Here is an 18,896-nt window from a genome sequence, read left to right on the forward strand (position 1 = left end):
TGCCGGGCTGCGCCCATTAAGGTAGACGGCGATGACGGCATTGTGGTTCGGGTTGGCGGCGATCGCACTGGTAGGTGCGATCGTGCTGCTGTATTTCGATCGGGTCCAGCGGCAGCGGACCGGTCACGCACGCCAGGTCTGGGCGAAAGCCCAGGGCTACACGTATGTGTCGGTGGAACCGGCGCTGCCTTCCACCTGGCGGCGCGGTGCGCTGGCAAAGCTCGGCTACCTCTCCGCCGTGGACGTGGTATCCGGAATTCGCAAGGGCGAGAAGTTCGTGCTGTTCGATCTGGAGGACGCGGCGACTCTGGTCGCGGTGCGCCGGCAGATCGGTTCGGATATCGATGTGGACATGCGCCTGAAGACGGCCTCGCCGCCCAAGGACGCCGACCTGGAGTTGCTCGGCGCGATCGGCGACCGGGTGGTGTTCGCCACCAATCCCGAAATCGCCAGGCACGCCGTGGATCAGCGGATGGTCGCCTTCATCGAGACCCTGCCCGACACGGTGCAGATGCTGTGGTCCGAAGGCAACTGGACCCTCGGCATGCTCTCCATCGGCACCTCCGCCAAAGACTGGGAGACCGCGATCGACGCGGTGCTGCGGCTCTCGGGTCTGCTGCATGTGCTGCCGCCGGTCGCCGATCCGCGCACCGGCGCCGCCGGCCACGATCCGGGCCGTCCGCGACCGCGCAAGAGCGAGGACGAGGAGCCCGAGTTCGAGGCGGCCGAGCGCGAAGACGACTGGGACATCGAGGAGTTCGACGACGAACCCGAGCCGCGCACCCAGGAACCGCCGCGCCGCCCGTCGCTGGCCGTGGTCCCGGACGCCCGCTCCCGGACGCGTGACGAGCGCGCCGACGAAGACGACGATCCCCACGGGCGCGACGAGGCGCCCCAGCCCGGCGGACCGTTCCACCCTGGATTCCGGCCGTATCAGGGACCGGTCCCGCAATAGTTCGCTGATTGGAATGTGGTCGCGATGACCGAGAGTTCTGCTTCCGCACGCCTGCCCGGCGTCACCCGCCCGGTCGCCTTGATCACCGGACCCACCTCCGGCATCGGCCACGGCTACGCCACCCGGCTGGCCTCGCTCGGTTACGACCTGGTGCTGGTCGCCCGCGACACCGAGCGCCTGACCGCGCTATCGGGGGAACTGGAGCGCAAGTTCGGCACCCGCTCGGAGGTGCTCGCCGCCGATCTCGCCGCGGCGAAGGACCGGGCGCGGGTCGCCGACCGGGCCGCCGCGGGCATCGAATTCCTGGTCAACAACGCGGGATTCGCGCACAAGGGCGAATTCTGGACGCTGCCGTACGAGCAGTTGCAGTCCCAGCTCGACGTCAATGTCACCGCGGTGCTGCAACTGACGCACGCCGCGCTGCCCGCCATGATCGCCGCGGCCAAGGGTTCCATCGTGAACGTGGCCAGCGTCGCGGGCCTGGTGCCCGGACGGGGCTCGACCTATTCGGCCTCCAAGGCCTACGTCGTATCCTTCACCGAAGGCTTGGCGGGCGGCCTCGCCGGAACCGGTGTGCGGATCCAGGCGCTCTGCCCCGGATTCGTGCGGACCGAGTTCCACGAGCGTGCCGGTATCGAGATGTCGTCGACGCCGAAAGCGATGTGGCTATCCGTCGAGCAAGTGGTCAACGGTTCTCTGGACGATCTGGAGAAAGACCGGGTGGTGTCGGTGCCCGGAGTGCAGTACAAGGTGCTCACCACGGCGGCTGGCATGATTCCGCGAGCCCTGCAGGTGCGCATGAGTCGCGGCCTGTTCAATTCACGCGGAAGGACCTGAGAAGACATGAGCGAGGGAACCCTGCTCGATCGCGACAAGCTGGCCGCGCTGGTGCGCGAGCTGGCGGTCGTGCACGGCAAGGTCACGTTGTCCTCCGGCAAGGAGGCCGATTACTACGTCGATCTGCGGCGCGCCACCCTGCATTACGAGGCCGGCCCGCTGATCGGCCGGCTACTGCGTGAGCTGGTCGCGGATTGGGAGTTCGACTCGGTGGGCGGTCTGACCATGGGCGCGGACCCGGTGGCGCTGGCCGTCATGCACGCTCCGGGCCGCCCGATCAACGCTTTCGTGGTGCGCAAGGCCGCCAAGACGCACGGCATGCAGCGCCAGATCGAGGGCCCGGAGATCGTCGGCAAACGCGTGCTGGTGGTCGAGGACACGACCACCACCGGCAACTCGCCCCTGACCGCAGTGCGCGCGCTGCGCGAGGCGGGCGCTACCGTCGTCGGTGTGGCCACCGTTGTCGACCGGGAAACCGGAGCCGATCAGGTGATCGCTGCCGAGGGCCTGGAATATCGTTCTATCCTCGGTTTGAAAGACCTTGCCCTGGGTTAGCCTGGGCACGGTTTCCAGGGTTGTCCGGTGAAGGGTCGTGTGAGTCACCCATGGTGAGCATTGCTGTCAACAAAAATCGCGAGAACGTTGCGATGCTCGGAATCGGTGCCTACCGCCCGCAGCGAATCGTCAGTAATGACGAGGTGTGCGCGGTGCTGGATTCCACTCCCGAGTGGATCTACGAGCGCACCGGTATCCGCAATCGCCGCTGGATCAGTGGCGAGGAGACGCTGCGTTCGATGGCGGCCGCGGCCGGCGAGCGCGCGCTGAACAACACCGGCATCGACCGGTCGAAGATCAGCGCCGTGATCCTGTGCACCTCGAGCTGGCTCAAACTCACCCCGCACGGCGCTCCCACCATCGCCCACGACCTGGGTATCAACGGTGTTCCCGCATTCGACCTGACCTCGGGTTGCGGCGGTTTCGGGTACGGCCTCGGCGTTGCGGCCGACCTGATCCGCGCGGGCTCCGCCGAATACGTACTGGTGATCGGCGCGGAAACGATGACTGTCGGACTCGATCCGACCGACCGCGGTACCGCCATGATCTTCGGTGACGGCGCGGGCGCGGTCGTGGTCGGCCCGAGCGACGAGAACGGCATCTCCCCGACGGTGTGGGGCAGCGACGGCGAGCACGCCGAAGCGATCGCCCAGGACGTCGACTTCCTGGAATACATGAACAAGGCGCAGGCCATGCAGGGCATCGACCCGGAGACCGAGGCGATCGGCCGGATGTCGCTGCGCATGCAGGGCCCGAGCGTCTTCCGCTGGGCCGCGGTCACGCTGCCGCGCGCGCTGGCCTCGGCGCTGGAGATGTCCGGCGTCGCCAAAGAGGACATCGAGGTGTTCGTCCCGCACCAGGCCAATGCCCGCATCAACGAGCTGATGCGCAAGAACCTGGGCCTGGCCGAGGACATCCCGATGGCCAACGACATCGAGAACACCGGCAACACCTCCGCCGCGTCCATTCCGCTGGCGATCGAGGAAATGCTGGTCTCCGGCAAGGCCAAGGGCGGGCAGACGGCGCTGCTGCTCGGGTTCGGCGCGGGCCTGAGCTACGCGGGCCAGGTCGTCATCCTGCCGCCCGCGCCCGCCGAGCCGAGCTTCTGAGGTTCCTCCCATGCGTGCGTTCAGAGCCGGGTACCTAGCGGCCGCGGCGGTCACCGTCTTCGGGGCGGTCACCGGCCGGGAGAAATTGCAGTGGGCCGCCAAGCCGCTGCTGATGCCGTTGCTCGCCGCGGATGTGGCGACCGCCGGCGTCGAGATCGATGCCACCGATCGGAAGGTGCTGCTCGGTTCGCTCGCGGCGGCCACCGTCGGGGACATCCTGTTGATCGATCCCGACAACGACCGCCGCCTGATCGCGGGCGCGTCGTCGTTCGCCGTGATGCAGACCGGGTATTCGGCGCTGTGGTTGCGCAAGGGCGCCCGGCCGTTGCCCGCCGTCGCGCTGCCCCGGGTCGCCGCCTGGCTCGGCGCGGGTGCGCTGCTGCGGACCAAAGCGCCCACTGTCGCACTGCCTTTGACCGCCTACGGTGCGACGCTGGGTACCGCTGCCGTCCTGGCCTCGGATCCGGACCTGGCGCCCGGCGCGAAAAACGTTGCGGGGCTGAATATCCCCGGCACCGATCCGCGCAGCCGCTTGGGGCTCGGCGCTTTGCTGTTCACCGTGTCCGATGGACTGATCGTGCTGCGCCGCCTGTTCGCGCGCAGCACGCGCTCCCGGCATGTCACCGAGGGCGTCATCCTCACCACCTACGCGGCGGCGCAGTACCTGCTGGCCGACCCGCGCGCGCACCAGGTCACAGCACGAGGATGATGCGATCCCGGTTGGCGGGATCGACCCGGATCGAAATGGTCTCGCCGACGGCGACTTTCGGGCTGTCGGCGGGCATCAGGTCGAAAGTGATGGAGCCGGTGTAGGTTTCGGCGCCCGGGATGGTCAGTTCCAGTTCCAGCTGCGTCATTTCGCTGTGATGGTCGGTGCGTTCGAGGGCCCGGCGGCCTTTGACGGTGGCCCAGCCCTCCAGCCCGTGCCGCCAGAGTTCGCGGTCCGCGCGGGAGGGACGGTTGGCCAACAGCATGCCCAGGCCCAGGCAGGAGCCGAACAGGCCGACCATCGCGACCACCTGATAGGGCACGGTGCCCGGCGGGGCGTGGTGGATGAGCCAGCCGAGCCACAGGCCGAGCAGGACCAGGTACCCGGCGGTGATGCCGAGCACCGTGCGAAGAATGCGCCCGTGATCCATGCCAAGCCTTCACCCGGAAACCCTGCACCTCCAGGGTAGGTCGACAGGTGCGGCCGTGAACCGGCCTTGACGAAATCTGGTCAGCCTTTGAGACGGAGCACAGCCAGCACCCGCCGATGGTGGGTATCCGACACAGGCAGATCGAGTTTCACGAAGATATTGCCGATGTGCTTCTCCACCGCCCGCTCGGTGACGGTGAGCGATTCGGCGATCGCGTTGTTGGACAGGCCCTGGGCCATCAGTTCGAGGACTTCGCGTTCCCGCGGGGTGAGCCGGGCCAGCGAATCCTGTTGCCGGGAGGCGCCCATCAGCTGACTCACCACTTCCGGATCCAGGGCGGTGCCGCCGGTCGCGACCCGCTGCAGGGCGTCGACGAATTCGCGCACGTCGGCCACCCGGTCCTTGAGCAGATAGCCGACGCCGCTCGCGCCGCCGGCCAGCAGCTCGGTGGCATAGCGGGTCTCGATCCACTGTGAGAACACCAGCACGCCGGTCATCGGGTACTTGCGGCGCAGTTCGATCGCGGCCAGCAGCCCTTCGTCGGTGAAGGTCGGCGGCATCCGCACGTCGACCACGGCGACATCCGGATTGTGCTGTCCGACAACGTCGCTCAGGGTGGAGGCGTCGCCGACCATGGCGACCACCTGATGTCCGCGTTCGGCGAGCAGCCCGGCCAGGCCGTCGCGGAGGATCGCGCTGTCCTCGGCGATGACGATGCGTAACGGGGTGGTCATCACGGGCCTACTTTCGGCAGCAGCAGGGTCACCACGGTCGGGCCGCCGGTCGGGCTGTCCACGGTCAGCGTCCCGTCGACCGCGCGCGCTCGCGCCGCCAGGCCGGAAAGTCCGCTCCCGCCCGCTGTTTCCGTATCACCCGGGGGCAGCACGCCGCCGATTCCGTTGTCGCGCACCGTGATCGCGATCGTGCGCCCGTCGTGCGGGACGACCGAGACCCAGGCCCGGTTGGCGTGCGCGTGCTTCACCACATTGGTGAGCAGTTCGGCGACCGAGAAGTAGGCGATGGCCTCGATGGCGGGGCTGGGCCGCTGCGGCAGCGTCACCCGCAGGTCCACCGGGACGGCGCAGCGGGAGGTCAGCGTTTCCAAGGCCGGTTCCAGGCCCAATTCCAGGGCAGGCGGATGGATTCCGCGCACCAGTTCGCGCAGTTCGGTGAGCGCCTCCTTGGAACTGGCATGGGCGTTGGCGATGAGATCGCGTGGATCCCCGCCCGCGTCCAGCCGTTCCTCGGCGCGGCCCAGTGCCATGGCGATGGTGACCAGCCGGGCTTGGGTGCCGTCGTGCAGGTCGCGTTCCACCCGGCGCAGGGTTGCGGCGGCATCGTCCACGACGGCGCGGCGGCTTTCCTGTAACTCCGCCAGCTGCTTGTCGCGGGTGGTGGCCGAGAGCAGGGTGAGCGTGAGCGCCCGGTGCACCAGGCAGAGCGCCCGCACCAGCCACGGCAAGGCGAAGCACAGCACGAGGCCGATCGCCGCGACGCCGAGCACCCGCGGCCAGGTGTCGACGTAGAACGACCCGAACTGCATCAGCGAGTGGTGTTCGACGCCGTTCTCGTCGATATTGACGGGCCGCAACGCCGCCCAGAAGATCGGGGAGAGCGCGACGAACACGGTCATCGCCACGACGATCAGGGCGAGATAGCCGAGCACGAGGCCCAGCGGCACCTGCACCACCAGGAACAGCAGCGCCCGCCAGCTCGGCCGGTCGGTGAAGGCGCTCTTCAGGAAGCCGAAGACGCCGGGCTGCCGCTGGAACGGCGGCGGCGGCTCCACCGGGGTATCGAGCAGGGTCCGCGTCAGCGCCCGGTAGATCCGGCCGAAGGTGCGCCCGCCCAGCAGCGCCAGCGCCAGCAGCGGAATGCCGATGATGGTGATCGAGACGTACAGGCCGCCGCCGATGGCCACGAACAGGTAGGTGACGACCACCAGTCCGAGCGCGAAACCCGCCAGCAGATAGGCAAGCTCCTTCCAGGCCCGGACCTGGAAGGGCGCGCGCAGGATGGTGCGCCACACCTGCGGCCCGGCCGGTGGCGGCGGGTCGAGGAAGACGGTCGGTTCGGCCTGTGTCTCGGTCATGTATTCCATGCTTGTCGGTGCGGCAACGGCTTTCGAGGGAGCTGTCCGCCGAAACCATGGTGGTGCCAGCTACACCTCGTACGATCGAGGGGGTGAACGCGTATCCGGGGCCGTATTACGGTTACCCACCCTATGTCCGGCCGCCGCAGCATCCGCAGGCGAACACCGCCATGGCGCTCGGCATCGCCGCGTTGGTCGGGACGGTCATGTGCCCACTCCTGGTGGTGCTCGGCCCCTTCGCCTGGGTGCTGGGCAAACGAGCGATGGACGAGATCGACGCCGCCGAGGGTGCGCTGGACGGCCGCGGCAGTGCGCAGGCCGGGTACATCTGCGGCATCATCGCCACCGTTCTGTTGAGCCTGGGCGTGGCGGCTTTCCTCACCATGTTCATCGCAGTCGGCATATCCCTGTGATGTCGCAGACCCACCGAAGCGGAACGCTGACGGCTAACATCTCCTCATGAGTTTTCCGCCGTCGATGGACAAGTCCGGCCAGCCGGATCAGCCCTATGGGCAACAGCCGTACGGCCAGCAGCCGTACGGCCAATCCGATCCGCACGCGCAGCAGCCGCAGCAGCCGTACGGACAGCAATCCGACCCCTATGCCCAGCAGCAGCCGTACGGGCAACAGCCTTACGGGCAGCAGCCCTATGGTCAGCAGCCCTACGGGCAACAGCCGTATGGTCAGCAGCCCTATGGCGCCGCGCCGTACGGCAGCCCCTACGGCCAGCAGGAACACCCGCAGTCGACCCTGGTGCTCATCCTGGGCATCCTCGGCGTCACCCTGTGCGGGCTCTGCGCGCCGTTCGCCTGGTTCATGGGCAAGAAGGCCATGGACGAGATCGACGCCTCCGGCGGCGCCATGGGTGGCCGCGGCAAGGCGCAGGCGGGCTTCATCCTGGGCATCATCGGCTCCGCGCTGATCGCGCTGAGCCTTGTCTTCGTGATCATCGCGATCCTCGCCGGCGCCTTCAGCGCCAGCACGTACTGATCACGGCGCCGCTGGAATTAGCATCGTCGGAGTGACTCACCCACAGCCCGACACTGCCGAGCAGGTTCCCGGACCAACGGAATGGGGCGAGCATCCGCACGGTGTCGGGCCGTGGTCCGAAGAATTCGGGACCCAGGCCCCGGATGACGCGCGCCTGGACCCGGAGCTGCTCGCGCACGGCGACCGCCGCAATGTCGTGGACGCCTATCGCTATTGGACCCGCGAGGCCATCGTCGCCGACATCGACCGGCGCCGGCACCCGTTCCACGTCGCCATCGAGAATTTCGGGCACGATGCCAACATCGGCACCGTGGTCCGCACCGCCAACGCCTTCGCCGCGGCCGCGGTGCACATCGTCGGCCGGCGGCGCTGGAATCGGCGCGGCGCGATGGTGACCGATCGCTATCAGCACCTCGAACACCACGCCGACCTGGCCGAACTGCTCGCCTACGCGGCGCGGCACGGCCTGACCGTCGTGGCCGTGGACAACGTGCCGGGCGCGGTGCCGCTGGAGACCGCCGACCTGCCGCGCGACTGCCTGCTGTTGTTCGGGCAGGAAGGCCCCGGGGTCACCGAGCACGCCAAGGACGCGGCGGCGCTGACCGTCTCGATCGCCCAGTTCGGGTCCACCCGCAGTATCAATGCCGGGGTCGCGGCGGGCATCGCCATGCATGCGTGGGTTCGGCAACACGCCGATTTGTCCGACTCCTGGTAGCGAGTTGTGTAACAAATAGGCCACGTAATGTGCGTACAAGCTGGCACCATTGAGGAATGACATCGCGAAGCCCGAATACTGGGCAGGACGCTGCATCGACGCCCGAACTGTGGTCCGAGCGAGCCGATATGGCGGAATCCGCGATCATCTCCCGGCACCTGCGGGCCCTGTGGGCCTTCCCGGGCACCGAACTCGGCGTCGTCGGCTGGCCCGCCACCAAGCGGGAACGCGCCTTCGGATACTGGCACTACTGGTGGCAGGCGCATCTGATCGACTGCGCCGTCGACGCCGCCAATCGCGTGCCGACCCCGGCCCGCCGTAAACGAATCGGCGAACTGGTGCGCTCGCACCGGGTGCGCAACATCACCGGCTGGACCAACAAGTACTACGACGACATGGCCTGGCTGGCCATTTCCCTGGAACGCGCCGAACGCACCCAGGGCATCACCGAGGTGCGCGGCGCGCTGATCGCGCTGGAGAACAAGCTCTACGACGCCTGGAATCCGGCGGTCGGCGGCGGCATTCCGTGGCGGATGAACTCCGATTTCTACAACGCCCCCGCGAACGGTCCCGCGGGGATCGCGCTGTCCCGGCTCGGCCGGCACGGGCGCGCGCAGGAGATCTCGGACTGGCTGGAGGAGAACCTCCGCGACGCGGAGACCGGCCTGATCCTGGACGGCATCCACCTACCGTCCGGGATGATCGAGCGGCCGATCTTCAGCTACTGCCAGGGCGTGGTGCTCGGGCTGGAAGCCGAGCTGGCGGTGCACACCGGTGAACAACGGCACGTGGAACGGGTCCATCGGCTGCTGCACGCGGTCGAGGAGCGGATGACCACCGGCGGCGTGATCCACGGCGGCGGCGGTGGCGACGGTGGCCTGTTCAACGGAATCCTGGCCCGCTATCTGGCCGTGGTCGCGCTGATGCTGCCGGGCGAGGACCGCCCGCAGGTCGAGGATCGCCAGCTCGCGGCGGCCCTGGTCCGGAAATCCGCGGCGGCGGCGTGGGCGAATCGCCTCGAGGTGGAGGGCGAGCCGTTGTTCGGCGCCGATTGGGGCAAACCCGCCCGGGTCCCGGGCGGGAGCGCCGGTGCGGGTTTCTTCACCTCGGGCGGGTCGGTGACCGCCTCGGAGATTCCCGAGCGCGACCTGTCCGTGCAGCTGTCGGGCTGGCTGCTGATGGAAGCCGCCTATCAGGTCAGCGCCGCGGGACTCTAGCGTTCCGCGGGGGCGGATTCCACGTCGAACTCCTCGGCGGGCTTGGCCATTTCCTGCCGGTAGTGCCGGACACCGAGCACGGTGCCGATGATCAGGCCGATCACCAGCGTGGCGATCACCAGCGGCATCAGCGACGGCACCCGCTGCAGCCAGCCGCCCGCGTAGTAACCGACCAGCAGCAGCACCGGCGCCCAGATGATCGCGCCGATGGTGCTGGCCACGGTGTACTTGCGGTGATCCATCCCGGCCGCCCCGGCGACCATCGGGCACAGCGTGCGCACCCACGGGATCCAGCGCGCCACCAGCACCGCGAGAAAACCGTGGCGCTGCAACAACTCCGAGACGCGGGCCAGGTTGCGGGTGTTGATATAGCGGCCGTTCTTGCGGGCCACCAGGTGGTGGCCCGTGCGCTGCCCGATGACGTACCCGACCTGGTTGCCGGCGATCGCGGCGACCATCGCGCCCACCGAGAGCGCCCAGACCTGGGGTTCGCCGGTGGCGTGCGCGGACATGACGATGCCCGCCGTGAGGAGCATCGAGTCGCCGGGCAGGAACAGCCCGATGATCAGCGCACATTCCAGGAAGACGAAGGTGAGCACCACCGTCCAGACGAGCGTGGGGCCCGCCGAGAGGAGCGGGTCGAAGGACCCCACCGCGAGGGGCTCGACCGCGAGAAGAAGAGGCGCCGCAGCCACCGGGTCAGCGGGTCGATTCGTTGGTCGTGCCGGTGAGCTCGGCGTCGAGGATGTCCTTGGCCGGGGTGTTGCCGCGGTTCATCAGCTTCTTCGCGACGGCCATGATGCCGGGCAGGATCGAGACGAACACGATCAGCAGGAAGATCGCCTCGACGTGGTCCCGCACGAACGCCACGTTGCCCAGGAAGTAACCGATGATGGTGACGCCGCCGCCCCACAGGATCGCGCCCACGATGTCGAAGGCGACGAACTTGCGATAGGTCATCTGCGAGACGCCCGCCAGCACCGGCATGAAGGTACGCACGATCGGGACGAAGCGGGCCAGGATGATCGTCTTCGGGCCGTGCTTCTCGAAGAAGTCGTGGGTATCGGTGATGTAGTGCTTCTTGAAGAAGCGGGTGTCTTCCTTGTGGAAGATCTTCGGGCCGATACCGCGGCCGATCCAGTAGCCGGTCTGGTCGCCGAGGAAAGCCACCAGGATGGTCGCGGGCAGCAGCACCCAGATCGAGACCGGCGGATTGGGCTGCGCGGACAGCATGCCGCCGGTGAACAGCAGTGAATCACCGGGCAGGATCGGGAACAGCAGACCGGTCTCGATGAAGACGATGATCAGGATCGCGGGCAGTACCGCGTTCGCCAGCCAGGTCTCGGTGAGCAGTGTCATCGGGTCGAGGATGTTGCTCCACACCGACTTATCGGTCGCTGCCAGTAGATCGGTCGCTGCCAGCAGATTCACGCGGCCTCCTGTTCGGGGGTCGGCCGGCGCGCGTCACGTTGCACCGTTCGAGTGCCGCCAGCCCGATTACCCGGCCCACAGTACCGGGTAACGCCCCCTGGCTTAGGGTGTGCCTGACAGAATTGTCTTTTGCCGCATCAACACGGAGGTTGTCACTGTGCCCATCGCGACTCCGGAGGTCTACGCCGAGATGCTCGGTCGGGCCAAAGCGAACTCCTTCGCCTTCCCGGCCATCAACTGCACCTCGTCGGAGACGATCAACGCGGCCATCAAGGGCTTCGCCGACGCCGGCAGCGACGGCATCATCCAGTTCTCCACCGGTGGCGCGGAATTCGGTTCCGGCCTGGGCGTGAAGGACATGGTCACCGGTTCGGTGGCGCTGGCCGAGTTCGCGCACGTCATCGCCGCCAAGTACGACGTGACGATCGCGCTGCACACCGACCACTGCCCCAAGGACAAGCTGGACGGCTTCGTGCGCCCGCTGATCGCGATCTCGCAGGAGCGCGTCAACGCCGGCCTGAACCCGCTGTTCCAGTCGCACATGTGGGACGGCTCCGCGATCCCGATCGACGAGAACCTGGAAATCGCCAAGGAGCTGCTGAAGGCCACGCACGCGGCCAACATCATCCTCGAGGTCGAGATCGGCGTCGTCGGCGGCGAAGAGGACGGTGTCGAGGCCGAGATCAACGACAAGCTCTACACCTCGCCCGAGGACTTCGAGAAGACCATCGACGCGCTGGGCCACGGCGAGAACGGCAAGTACCTGCTGGCCGCCACCTTCGGCAACGTGCACGGCGTCTACAAGCCGGGCAATGTGAAGCTGCGCCCCGAGGTGCTGGCCGAGGGCCAGCGGGTGGCCGCCGCCAAGCTGGGCCTGGGCGGCGACGCGCAGCCGTTCGATTTCGTCTTCCACGGCGGCTCGGGCTCGCTGAAGTCCGAGATCGAGGATTCGCTGCGGTTCGGTGTGGTGAAGATGAACGTCGACACCGACACCCAGTACGCCTTCACCCGTCCGGTCGCCGGTCACATGTTCGGCAACTACGACGGCGTGCTGAAGATCGACGGCGAGGTCGGCAACAAGAAGGTCTACGATCCGCGCTCCTACCTGAAGAAGGCGGAAGCGGCCATGGCGGCACGTGTCGTCGAGGCGTGCAATGATCTGAAGTCTGCGGGACGGTCGATCAGCGCCTGAGCCTTTGCCTTACGGGTGTCAAAGGATTCACGCTGGCTCTTTCGAGCGACCTGCAAGCAGTCGCAAGCGGGCCGGTGAGGGAGCAATAGGAAGTTCATGAGTTTGGATGTGCGCGTGCTCGGGCCCGTCCGGTTGTTCGTCGGTGGTGAACCGGTGGCGGTCGGCGGGCCCAAGCCGCGCGCGTTGCTGGCGGCGCTGACCGTCAATCGGCGCCGCGCGGTGTCCTCGGCCGTGCTGGCCGACATGGTGTGGAACGAGGATCCGCCCGACTCCTACGCCGCGAGCTTGCAGGTGTTCGTCTCGAATATCCGTAAGGCGCTGCGTAATTCGGGGGTGGATCCGGCACAGGTGCTGCGCACCGAGTCCTCGGGCTATCGGCTGGAGATCGCTGAGGAAGCCTGCGATATCGGCCGGTTCGAGGCGGCCCGGGAGGCCGCGGCCAAGGCCGCCGGCGTCGGCGATCACGAGGGCGCGTCGCGGCTCTACGCCGCCGCGTTGCAGGAGTGGAGCGGCCGGGCGCTGGCCGATCTGGCGGGGCTGGGCTTCGCCGACGGTTTCGCCACCGCCATGGACGAGGAGCGCCTGGTCGCCGCGGCCGCTCGGGTCGACGCCGAAATCGCCTGCGGGCGGCACTCTGCGGTGATCGGTGAGCTGCGGTCGATGACCGCCGAGCATCCGCTGCGCGAACCGCTGTGGGGGCAGCTGATCACCGCGCTGTACCTGTCCGGACGGCAGGCCGACGCGCTCGCCGCCGCCCGCAAGGTCAAGGATGTGCTCGCCGAGGAGCTCGGCATCGATCCGGGTCCGGCGCTGGTGGAGCTGGAACAGCGGGTGCTGCGCCAGGAACCGTTGAACACCAGCGAGTTCCGGCGCACCGAGGACCTGCACAAGTACATGACCGAGACGGTCACCGAGATGCCGCGCACGGTCCGCAACGGACAGCTGCGCCTGCCCGACGGCCGGGCACAGGTGATCCCGCCGGCCGGGCTGCGGATCGGCCGGATGACCGACAACGATCTGATCCTGGACGATCCCAAGGCCAGCCGGTATCACGCGCACATCATGCCGAGCCGGGCCGGACTGCTGATCAAGGATCTGGGCTCGGCCAACGGCGTCTACGTCAACGAGGAAGCCATCGACAACGGTGCGCTGCTCGGTGACGGCGATGTCATCCGGATCGGCGCTACCGCGCTGGTGTTCCAGGCGATCACGTAATCCGCTGAGCCCCTAGTCGCCGGTGGATTCGCAGGCGACGCCGTCGCCGTCGCCGTCGAGGTAGGGCCAGTACCCCGGCTCGCCGCGCCGCAGGTGCCAGTTGCCGTCGGCCCGGGCTTCGGCGCAGCTGGTGTAGAACTGCTTCTTCGGTTTGCCGGCGTCGGACGGTTTCGGATCCGGCCCGATTATTTCGGCCTGCGCGGTGGCGGGCACAGGGCCGAGGATGGCGGCCGCGGGCGCCAGCCCGAATCCGGCTACCAGGCACACGGCGCCGAGGGCCGAGGCCGCACGGCGTGGATTCCTGCTGCTGTTCACGGTTTCCATCGTGCGCCGACTTCCGGATCGATGCTATTCCCGCTGCTGGCGGCTTGATCGGAAAGTCTGACCGGGATCGGGCGCACTGCCGGGTAGGGTCGTCCGCTGTGTCCAAGGCCAGGCAGCTGCTGGCCGCGGCCGGTGCCGCGGTGCTGTGCAGCGCAGTCGACCCGGTTGCTGTCGCGGCGCCGAAAACCGAACCGGTGCAGGTCATCCCGGGCGTCGGCCCATGTCTGAGCGACCCCGAGCCGGTGCACGAGGACCTGGTTCCGGAAACGCTCGAGGTGCCGATCCCGTATCCGGTGGTCACGGTGCTCCCGCCGCCGGCGCCCGAGCCCACGCCGGTGCGCACGAAGATGCAGCTGCCCATCGATCCGTGTGTGAACCCGTGCCCGGACCTCACCGACACCACCGAGCCGCCGCCGAGCCTGGCGAACCGGCTCGGCATTCCGGAGATCTTGTTGCGCCCCAATCCCTTCCACTTCGCGGTTCCCGGGCCCGGCCCGGATCCGGGCCCGGTGCCGCCCGCGCCGCCCCGGGTGGAACCGCCGACCGAGAGCGCTCCGCGGGTGCCGGGCCGCGCGGCGCCGCGGATCACCGAGGTCGTGGAGATCGCCAAGCTGACCGGCGCGAATTCGGTCAACCGCACCGACAAGCGGTGGCAGGTCGACGGCACCGACCTGGGCATCATGTGGGAGAGCGCGCCCGGTGAGATCGCCACCGCGTTCGGCGACACCGTCGGCCGCGGCTTCCATCCGCCGGGCGGCATGGGCGGGGACTGGCGCAGCAATGTGCTGGCCTTCAGCACCGATCGGGACCTGTCCGACGGGATCACCTACGACTCGATGGTGACCGACGACCGCTGTCACGCGGCCGAGGTGCTCTCCAGCCGCAAACTCGACAACGTCGAGATAACCACCATCCCCACCTCGGGCTTCGCGCTCGGCGACCGGCAGTACATGAGCTACATGTCGATGCGCACCTGGAACAGCGTGCCCGGCACCTTCTATACCAACTACGGCGGCATCGCCTACTCCGACGACCACGGCCAGACCTGGACCAAGGACCCGCACGCCCGCTGGGACAACATCTTCGGGCTCGCGAATTTCCAAGTGGCGGCGATGGTTCCGCAGGGCGAGCACGTCTACATGTTCGGCACCGCCAACACCCGGCTCGGCGCGGTCGGGCTGGCCCGGGTGGCCAAGGATCAGCTGCTCAACACCAGCGCCTACCAGTACTGGAGTGCCGGACAGTGGCGTGCGGTGGGCAGTTCCGGCGAGGTGTCGCCGATCGTCGACGCGCCCGCCGCCGAGCTGTCGGTGCGCTACGACGCCGAACGCCAGGTCTGGCAGATGAGCTATCTGGATACCGGGCGGGCGGCGATCGTGGTGCGCGAAGCGAACGCGCCGCAGGGGGAGTGGTCCGGCGGGACACCGACGGTATCGATCGCGGACCACGCCGAGCTGTACGGCGGCTTCATCCACCCGTGGTCACGCGGGCGGGAGCTGTACTTCACCATCTCCACCTGGAGCGACTACAACGTCTACCTGATGCGGGCGACGCTGGCGGATTAGGCGAAGCGCACTTCGGCCAGCGCCCGGCCGAACAGCTTGCGGCCCTCGGCCGAACCGCTCAACATGATGGTCCCGGTACGGGTTCCGGCGTCCAGCGATTTGATCTTGCCGGAGAATTCGACGGTGGTCGCGGCGTCCGCGGCGACCGGCACGAACCCGGAGAACCGCACGCTGAACTTCTCGATGGCGGTGGGATCGCCCAGCCAGGAGGTCAGATATTCGGCGGCCAAGCCCATGGTGAGCATGCCGTGCGCGACCACGGTCGGCAGGCCGACGAGTTCGGCGGCGCGATCACTGAAGTGGATCGGGTTCGGGTCGCCCGAGACGCCGGCGTAGTTGGCGAGATCGCCGCGGGTCAGGCAGGCCGAACCCGGGGGTAGCGCGGTGCCCGGGGTGAGGTCGTCGAACGCGGGCAGGGTGTGCACCAGCGCGGACGCTTTGGCCGGCACGTCCAGCGGAGCGGCGTCGGCGGGCAACTCGAGCAGCGGGCCGTTCTCCAGCACCGGGGGGCGCACGTGCATGAAGATGCTCTCCACCGCGTCCACCAGATTGGGATCCACGTCCGCGCCGCGGCGCGCCACCAGGGTGCTGGAGCCGACCTGCGCGATCTCGCCGTGCTGGTTGCGCAGCACGAACTTGACGTGGATGAAGTCGTTGTCGCCGAACTGGCGCAGCGAATCGATGAGGATCTCGGTCTGCATCCGGTCGCCGGCGAGGATCGGCCGGTAGACCTCGAAGACCTGATCGGTCTGCAGCACCTGGCTCAGGTCGTAGTCGGTGAGCACCGAGTCCATCAGGGCCTGGGTGTTGGTCATGCCGATCACCGAGGCGAAGGTCGGCGGCGCGATCAGGCCGTCGTAGCCGAGCTTGCGGGCGTCGGGTTCGTACTGATGGGCGCCATGATGGTTCTGCACGGCGCGGGCGAACTCGCGCACCTTCTCCCGGCCGACCTCATAGTGGTCACGCACCTGGAAGCGTCGTCCGGCCAGCCCAGTCGTCTGCTCGACGGCCCCGGTTCCCGGTTGCGCCATCGTTTGTTCCCTCATCATGATCCGGGCCATGTTACTGGCGTATCGGACCAGTGACCAGGTGACTGTGATGCGGGCTACGGGTGACCTGGGCCTCCGTCAGCAGGGTGTTCAGCCCGCTTGACGGAGGCTCGTGGTTCAGCTGCCGGCCGGCGGATCGCAGACCTTCCAGCCGTCGCCGGTGCGCTCCAGGTCGAAGGTGCGCGCCGACTTCTTCGATGGATCCGCCGCGGTGTAGACGGTGGCCTGGGCCAGCGCCTTGCTGTCGGTGATCTGGATGGCGTCCACGGCATCGATCACCGGGATGGTCTTCTGCTCCGCCGACAACTTGTGCACGCCGGCGAACTCGGCCTCGGGCAGCTTCGCGTAGAACTCGTGCAGCGAACCGCAGGTGCTGTTGCGCAGCGCCGCCAGGTCACCGTCCTTCAAGGCGCTGGTGTACTCGCCGATGGCGCTGCGGACCTGGGCCTCGGGCGAATTGTCCGTGCGGTTGGCGAAGGCGACCCCCGCGACCAGCGCGACGACCACCGCGGCCACGGCGCCAGCGCCGATCAGCAGGCGCTTGGACTTACCGGATGCGGGGGCGGTGGCCGGCGCGGCGGGTTCGACGCGCTGGGGCGCGGCCATCGGCTGCGGCTGCTGCGCGCGCTGCTGCGGGCCGGCGGGCTGGAACACCGACTGGACCGGCAGCGTCATCTGCACGTCCGCGGGCGACTGCGCCTGTGGCACCCGGCGGGGTTGCGGCGGCTGCTGCTGCGCGGGGCCTTGCTTACCAGGCTGTTTCGGGCCCGGCGCGGGGCGCGGGGTCATCGGCGGCTTGGAGATCGCCGGGCGCGGCGGCACGGCGTCGGTGCGAATCTTCTGTGTGGCCTGCTGATCCGGGCGGTGCTGGATCGGGAGGGCGGTGGTTTTCGGGTCGTCCTCCGGTTTGGCGACGATCTTCATCGCGATCGTCTCGGCATCGGCGCCTGCGATGTTCGGGGCGGGCGGCGGCGGGGGGACGTCGGCCGGCTCGTCGTTCGGCATCGCGGCGGTCTCGGCGTCATCGTCGGCCTGGTCGACGGGCGCGGGCTCCGGGCGCTGCTGGATTTTCATGACGACGGTCTGCGCGTCCGAGCCCGCGGGCTGGTCGTCGGATTTGGTTGCGTCCGAGCCGGTTTCGGCGACGGCGGGTGCGGCGACCCCCGGCTTGGCGTCACCCGGCTTGGAAACTGTGGGCCTGGCGACCGCTGGAATGGACTGCGGCTCGGCAGTGGTCTGTTCGCGCCGGATGACAGACGTGGCGGCATCGGCGGCACCCGCGTCGGGCGCGATCGCCTTCGGCCCAGCTTCGGCAGGCTCCGCGGCTGCCGCCTCGACCGGCGCATCGACCTTCGCGGGCTCTGCTGCCGTGGCCGGCTGGTCGGCCTTCGCGGACTCTGCCTTTGCGGGCTGGTCGACTTTCGCCGGTTCCCCGGCCTTCGCAGGCTCCGCGGCATTCGCCGACTGCGCGGCGCTTGCAGGCTGAGTGGTGTCTGCCGACTGCGTGGCGCTTGCCGACTGCGTGGCGCTTGCAGGCTGCGTGGCGCTTGCCGACTGAGCAGCGCTTGCAGGCTGAGCGGCGCCTGCCGACTGAGCGGTGCTTGGCGACTGCGCGGCAGTTGCAGGCTGAGCGGACTTGGCGGGCTCTGTCGCTTTTGCAGGCTCTGCACTCTTGGCAGCCGGTGCGGCTTGGGCCGGCTGCGCGGCCTGGGTGGGTTCCTCGGTTTTCCACTCGCTGCGCTTGGGCGCCTCGGCCTGATTCGGCATCTCGACCGTCGGCGCTGCCGAGCTCACGGCTTGGGGGCGATCATCTTTCGGCTCCGCCGCGGCCATCGGCATGGTCGGGGCGGCGGTCGAGTGCTTGACGGTGGGGTCGTCGGCGGACGGTTCCGCGGCGGCGTCGGGTCGCGCGTCCGGCGCATCCTGCGGACCGGCGGGTGCCGGGGCCGGCTTCTTCTCGTCGTTCGGGTCGGACACCTAATACCCCTCGCTCAGGCGGAACATGTGGAACTCGACGGCCAGCCTAGTGGGCATATCGGTCCTACATGCAGAATGAACCGCATGACCTCCTTCGGTGACTTGCTCGGACCGCAGCCGGTACTCCTCCCGGAAAACACGGATGCGGAGGAGGCGCTGCTCAACAAGGCCGACCCGGTGCAGGTCGCGGCCGACCACCCGGCGGCCTCGATCGCCTGGGCCTACCTCGCCGAGGCGGCGCTGACCCGCGGCGGCGCGGACGGCGCCGACGCGACGGTGAATCACGACGTCGTCTCCGCCTACGCCTTCGCGCGCACCGGCTACCACCGCGGCCTGGACCTGTTGCGCCGCAACGGCTGGAAGGGTTTCGGCCCCGTGCCGTGGAGCCACGAGCCCAACCAGGGTTTCCTGCGCAGCGTCGGCGCGCTGGCCCGCGCGGCCAAGATCATCGGTGAGACCGAGGAGTACGCGCGCTGCCTGGACCTGCTCGAGGACTGCGACCCGCGGGCCGCGGCGGAACTCGGACTCGGGTAG

The 18,896-nt window shown here is 68.6% G+C and carries 21 protein-coding genes; 13 read left to right on the plus strand and 8 right to left on the minus strand.

Annotated elements, in window-relative coordinates:
- Positions 1 to 31 precede the first annotated feature (31 nt).
- Genes AB0M14_RS18995 through AB0M14_RS19015 form a run of 5 tightly spaced genes read left to right on the plus strand, consistent with a single transcriptional unit; the run spans position 32 to position 4,165 of the window.
- A complete protein-coding gene (locus AB0M14_RS18995) occupies positions 32 to 955 on the plus strand; it encodes a hypothetical protein (RefSeq protein ID WP_364996562.1) in 924 nt (307 codons plus the stop codon).
- A gap of 24 nt (positions 956 to 979) precedes the next feature.
- On the plus strand, positions 980 to 1,792 hold the full coding sequence (locus tag AB0M14_RS19000; RefSeq protein ID WP_364996565.1) for an SDR family NAD(P)-dependent oxidoreductase: 813 nt from the start codon (positions 980 to 982) through the stop codon (positions 1,790 to 1,792).
- Between the two features lie 21 nt (positions 1,793 to 1,813).
- Positions 1,814 to 2,347, plus strand: a complete 534-nt coding sequence (pyrE, locus tag AB0M14_RS19005) for an orotate phosphoribosyltransferase (protein WP_364998947.1) — start codon at positions 1,814 to 1,816, stop codon at positions 2,345 to 2,347.
- A 50-nt stretch (positions 2,348 to 2,397) separates the two neighbouring features.
- Positions 2,398 to 3,456 (plus strand): beta-ketoacyl-ACP synthase 3, encoded by a 1,059-nt coding sequence (locus AB0M14_RS19010; protein ID WP_364996568.1) that lies wholly within the window; start codon positions 2,398 to 2,400, stop codon positions 3,454 to 3,456.
- 10 nt (positions 3,457 to 3,466) lie between these two features.
- Complete coding sequence (locus tag AB0M14_RS19015; protein ID WP_364996571.1) at positions 3,467 to 4,165, plus strand: lysoplasmalogenase; 699 nt, start codon at positions 3,467 to 3,469, stop codon at positions 4,163 to 4,165.
- Here the strand turns inward: AB0M14_RS19015 and AB0M14_RS19020 are convergent.
- From AB0M14_RS19020 to AB0M14_RS19030, 3 genes are all read right to left on the minus strand, one after another.
- Positions 4,149 to 4,595 carry a hypothetical protein gene (locus AB0M14_RS19020; RefSeq protein ID WP_364996574.1) on the minus strand — a complete coding sequence of 149 codons (447 nt, stop codon included), beginning with the start codon at positions 4,593 to 4,595 and terminating at the stop codon, positions 4,149 to 4,151. The two genes, AB0M14_RS19015 and AB0M14_RS19020, sit on opposite strands and share 17 nt — an antisense overlap.
- Positions 4,596 to 4,675: 80 nt before the next feature.
- Positions 4,676 to 5,329 (minus strand): response regulator transcription factor, encoded by a 654-nt coding sequence (locus AB0M14_RS19025; RefSeq protein ID WP_364996577.1) that lies wholly within the window; start codon positions 5,327 to 5,329, stop codon positions 4,676 to 4,678.
- On the minus strand, positions 5,329 to 6,687 hold the full coding sequence (locus tag AB0M14_RS19030; RefSeq protein ID WP_364996579.1) for a sensor domain-containing protein: 1,359 nt from the start codon (positions 6,685 to 6,687) through the stop codon (positions 5,329 to 5,331). The genes AB0M14_RS19025 and AB0M14_RS19030 overlap by 1 nt, the downstream gene beginning before the upstream one ends.
- A 92-nt stretch (positions 6,688 to 6,779) precedes the next feature.
- On the opposite strand from AB0M14_RS19030, the gene AB0M14_RS19035 reads away from it, so the two are divergent.
- From AB0M14_RS19035 to AB0M14_RS19050, 4 genes are all read left to right on the plus strand, one after another.
- The gene (locus AB0M14_RS19035; RefSeq protein WP_364996581.1) at positions 6,780 to 7,100 is read left to right on the plus strand and encodes a DUF4190 domain-containing protein; all 321 of its coding nucleotides are present in this window, start codon (positions 6,780 to 6,782) and stop codon (positions 7,098 to 7,100) included.
- 46 nt (positions 7,101 to 7,146) lie between these two features.
- A complete protein-coding gene (locus AB0M14_RS19040; RefSeq protein ID WP_364996584.1) occupies positions 7,147 to 7,677 on the plus strand; it encodes a DUF4190 domain-containing protein in 531 nt (176 codons plus the stop codon).
- Positions 7,678 to 7,708: 31 nt separating this feature from the next.
- Entirely contained in the window at positions 7,709 to 8,392 is a 684-nt protein-coding gene (locus AB0M14_RS19045; protein WP_364996586.1) for a TrmH family RNA methyltransferase, read from the plus strand.
- Positions 8,393 to 8,520: 128 nt separating this feature from the next.
- Positions 8,521 to 9,609 carry a glycoside hydrolase family 76 protein gene (locus AB0M14_RS19050; protein WP_364998949.1) on the plus strand — a complete coding sequence of 363 codons (1,089 nt, stop codon included), beginning with the start codon at positions 8,521 to 8,523 and terminating at the stop codon, positions 9,607 to 9,609.
- Here the strand turns inward: AB0M14_RS19050 and AB0M14_RS19055 are convergent.
- Together AB0M14_RS19055 and AB0M14_RS19060 are read right to left on the minus strand one after the other, a co-directional pair.
- Positions 9,606 to 10,304: a DedA family protein gene (locus AB0M14_RS19055; protein WP_364996589.1), complete on the minus strand. Its 699-nt coding sequence runs from the start codon at positions 10,302 to 10,304 to the stop codon at positions 9,606 to 9,608. The genes AB0M14_RS19050 and AB0M14_RS19055 overlap by 4 nt on opposite strands.
- Positions 10,305 to 10,308: 4 nt before the next feature.
- Entirely contained in the window at positions 10,309 to 10,968 is a 660-nt protein-coding gene (locus AB0M14_RS19060; RefSeq protein ID WP_364998950.1) for a VTT domain-containing protein, read from the minus strand.
- A gap of 229 nt (positions 10,969 to 11,197) precedes the next feature.
- On the opposite strand from AB0M14_RS19060, the gene fbaA reads away from it, so the two are divergent.
- Together fbaA and AB0M14_RS19070 are read left to right on the plus strand one after the other, a co-directional pair.
- Positions 11,198 to 12,232, plus strand: a complete 1,035-nt coding sequence (fbaA, locus tag AB0M14_RS19065; RefSeq protein ID WP_364996592.1) for a class II fructose-bisphosphate aldolase — start codon at positions 11,198 to 11,200, stop codon at positions 12,230 to 12,232.
- 96 nt (positions 12,233 to 12,328) lie between these two features.
- On the plus strand, positions 12,329 to 13,447 hold the full coding sequence (locus AB0M14_RS19070; protein WP_364996594.1) for a BTAD domain-containing putative transcriptional regulator: 1,119 nt from the start codon (positions 12,329 to 12,331) through the stop codon (positions 13,445 to 13,447).
- A 12-nt stretch (positions 13,448 to 13,459) separates the two neighbouring features.
- Here the strand turns inward: AB0M14_RS19070 and AB0M14_RS19075 are convergent, their stop codons facing one another.
- Entirely contained in the window at positions 13,460 to 13,762 is a 303-nt protein-coding gene (locus tag AB0M14_RS19075; RefSeq protein ID WP_364996597.1) for an excalibur calcium-binding domain-containing protein, read from the minus strand.
- A 152-nt stretch (positions 13,763 to 13,914) separates the two neighbouring features.
- On the opposite strand from AB0M14_RS19075, the gene AB0M14_RS19080 reads away from it, so the two are divergent.
- Positions 13,915 to 15,336: a DUF4185 domain-containing protein gene (locus AB0M14_RS19080; protein ID WP_364998952.1), complete on the plus strand. Its 1,422-nt coding sequence runs from the start codon at positions 13,915 to 13,917 to the stop codon at positions 15,334 to 15,336.
- Here AB0M14_RS19080 and AB0M14_RS19085 read toward each other — a convergent pair.
- Positions 15,333 to 16,367 carry a fused (3R)-hydroxyacyl-ACP dehydratase subunits HadA/HadB gene (locus AB0M14_RS19085; protein ID WP_364996599.1) on the minus strand — a complete coding sequence of 345 codons (1,035 nt, stop codon included), beginning with the start codon at positions 16,365 to 16,367 and terminating at the stop codon, positions 15,333 to 15,335. The genes AB0M14_RS19080 and AB0M14_RS19085 overlap by 4 nt on opposite strands.
- A 135-nt stretch (positions 16,368 to 16,502) precedes the next feature.
- On the minus strand, positions 16,503 to 18,362 hold the full coding sequence (locus AB0M14_RS19090; protein WP_364996602.1) for a hypothetical protein: 1,860 nt from the start codon (positions 18,360 to 18,362) through the stop codon (positions 16,503 to 16,505).
- A gap of 84 nt (positions 18,363 to 18,446) precedes the next feature.
- Here AB0M14_RS19090 and AB0M14_RS19095 point away from each other — a divergent pair, with 84 nt between their 5' ends.
- The gene (locus AB0M14_RS19095; RefSeq protein ID WP_364996604.1) at positions 18,447 to 18,896 is read left to right on the plus strand and encodes a DUF3151 domain-containing protein; all 450 of its coding nucleotides are present in this window, start codon (positions 18,447 to 18,449) and stop codon (positions 18,894 to 18,896) included.

The sequence above is a fragment of the Nocardia sp. NPDC051832 genome, from assembly GCF_040681285.1.
Lineage (GTDB): Bacteria > Actinomycetota > Actinomycetes > Mycobacteriales > Mycobacteriaceae > Nocardia.

Bases quoted from the DNA above. Each gene is read 5' to 3' on its own strand.
- AB0M14_RS18995 (WP_364996562.1), top strand. From the start codon at position 32: ATGACGGCATTGTGGTTCGGGTTGGCGGCGATCGCACTGGTAGGTGCG.
- AB0M14_RS19015 (WP_364996571.1), top strand. From the start codon at position 3,467: ATGCGTGCGTTCAGAGCCGGGTACCTAGCGGCCGCGGCGGTCACCGTC.
- AB0M14_RS19020 (WP_364996574.1), bottom strand. From the start codon at position 4,595: ATGGATCACGGGCGCATTCTTCGCACGGTGCTCGGCATCACCGCCGGG.
- AB0M14_RS19010 (WP_364996568.1), top strand. From the start codon at position 2,398: ATGGTGAGCATTGCTGTCAACAAAAATCGCGAGAACGTTGCGATGCTC.
- AB0M14_RS19085 (WP_364996599.1), bottom strand. From the start codon at position 16,367: ATGGCGCAACCGGGAACCGGGGCCGTCGAGCAGACGACTGGGCTGGCC.
- AB0M14_RS19050 (WP_364998949.1), top strand. From the start codon at position 8,521: ATGGCGGAATCCGCGATCATCTCCCGGCACCTGCGGGCCCTGTGGGCC.
- AB0M14_RS19095 (WP_364996604.1), top strand. From the start codon at position 18,447: ATGACCTCCTTCGGTGACTTGCTCGGACCGCAGCCGGTACTCCTCCCG.
- AB0M14_RS19060 (WP_364998950.1), bottom strand. From the start codon at position 10,968: ATGACACTGCTCACCGAGACCTGGCTGGCGAACGCGGTACTGCCCGCG.
- AB0M14_RS19000 (WP_364996565.1), top strand. From the start codon at position 980: ATGACCGAGAGTTCTGCTTCCGCACGCCTGCCCGGCGTCACCCGCCCG.
- AB0M14_RS19025 (WP_364996577.1), bottom strand. From the start codon at position 5,329: ATGACCACCCCGTTACGCATCGTCATCGCCGAGGACAGCGCGATCCTC.
- AB0M14_RS19040 (WP_364996584.1), top strand. From the start codon at position 7,147: ATGAGTTTTCCGCCGTCGATGGACAAGTCCGGCCAGCCGGATCAGCCC.
- AB0M14_RS19070 (WP_364996594.1), top strand. From the start codon at position 12,329: ATGAGTTTGGATGTGCGCGTGCTCGGGCCCGTCCGGTTGTTCGTCGGT.
- AB0M14_RS19030 (WP_364996579.1), bottom strand. From the start codon at position 6,687: ATGACCGAGACACAGGCCGAACCGACCGTCTTCCTCGACCCGCCGCCA.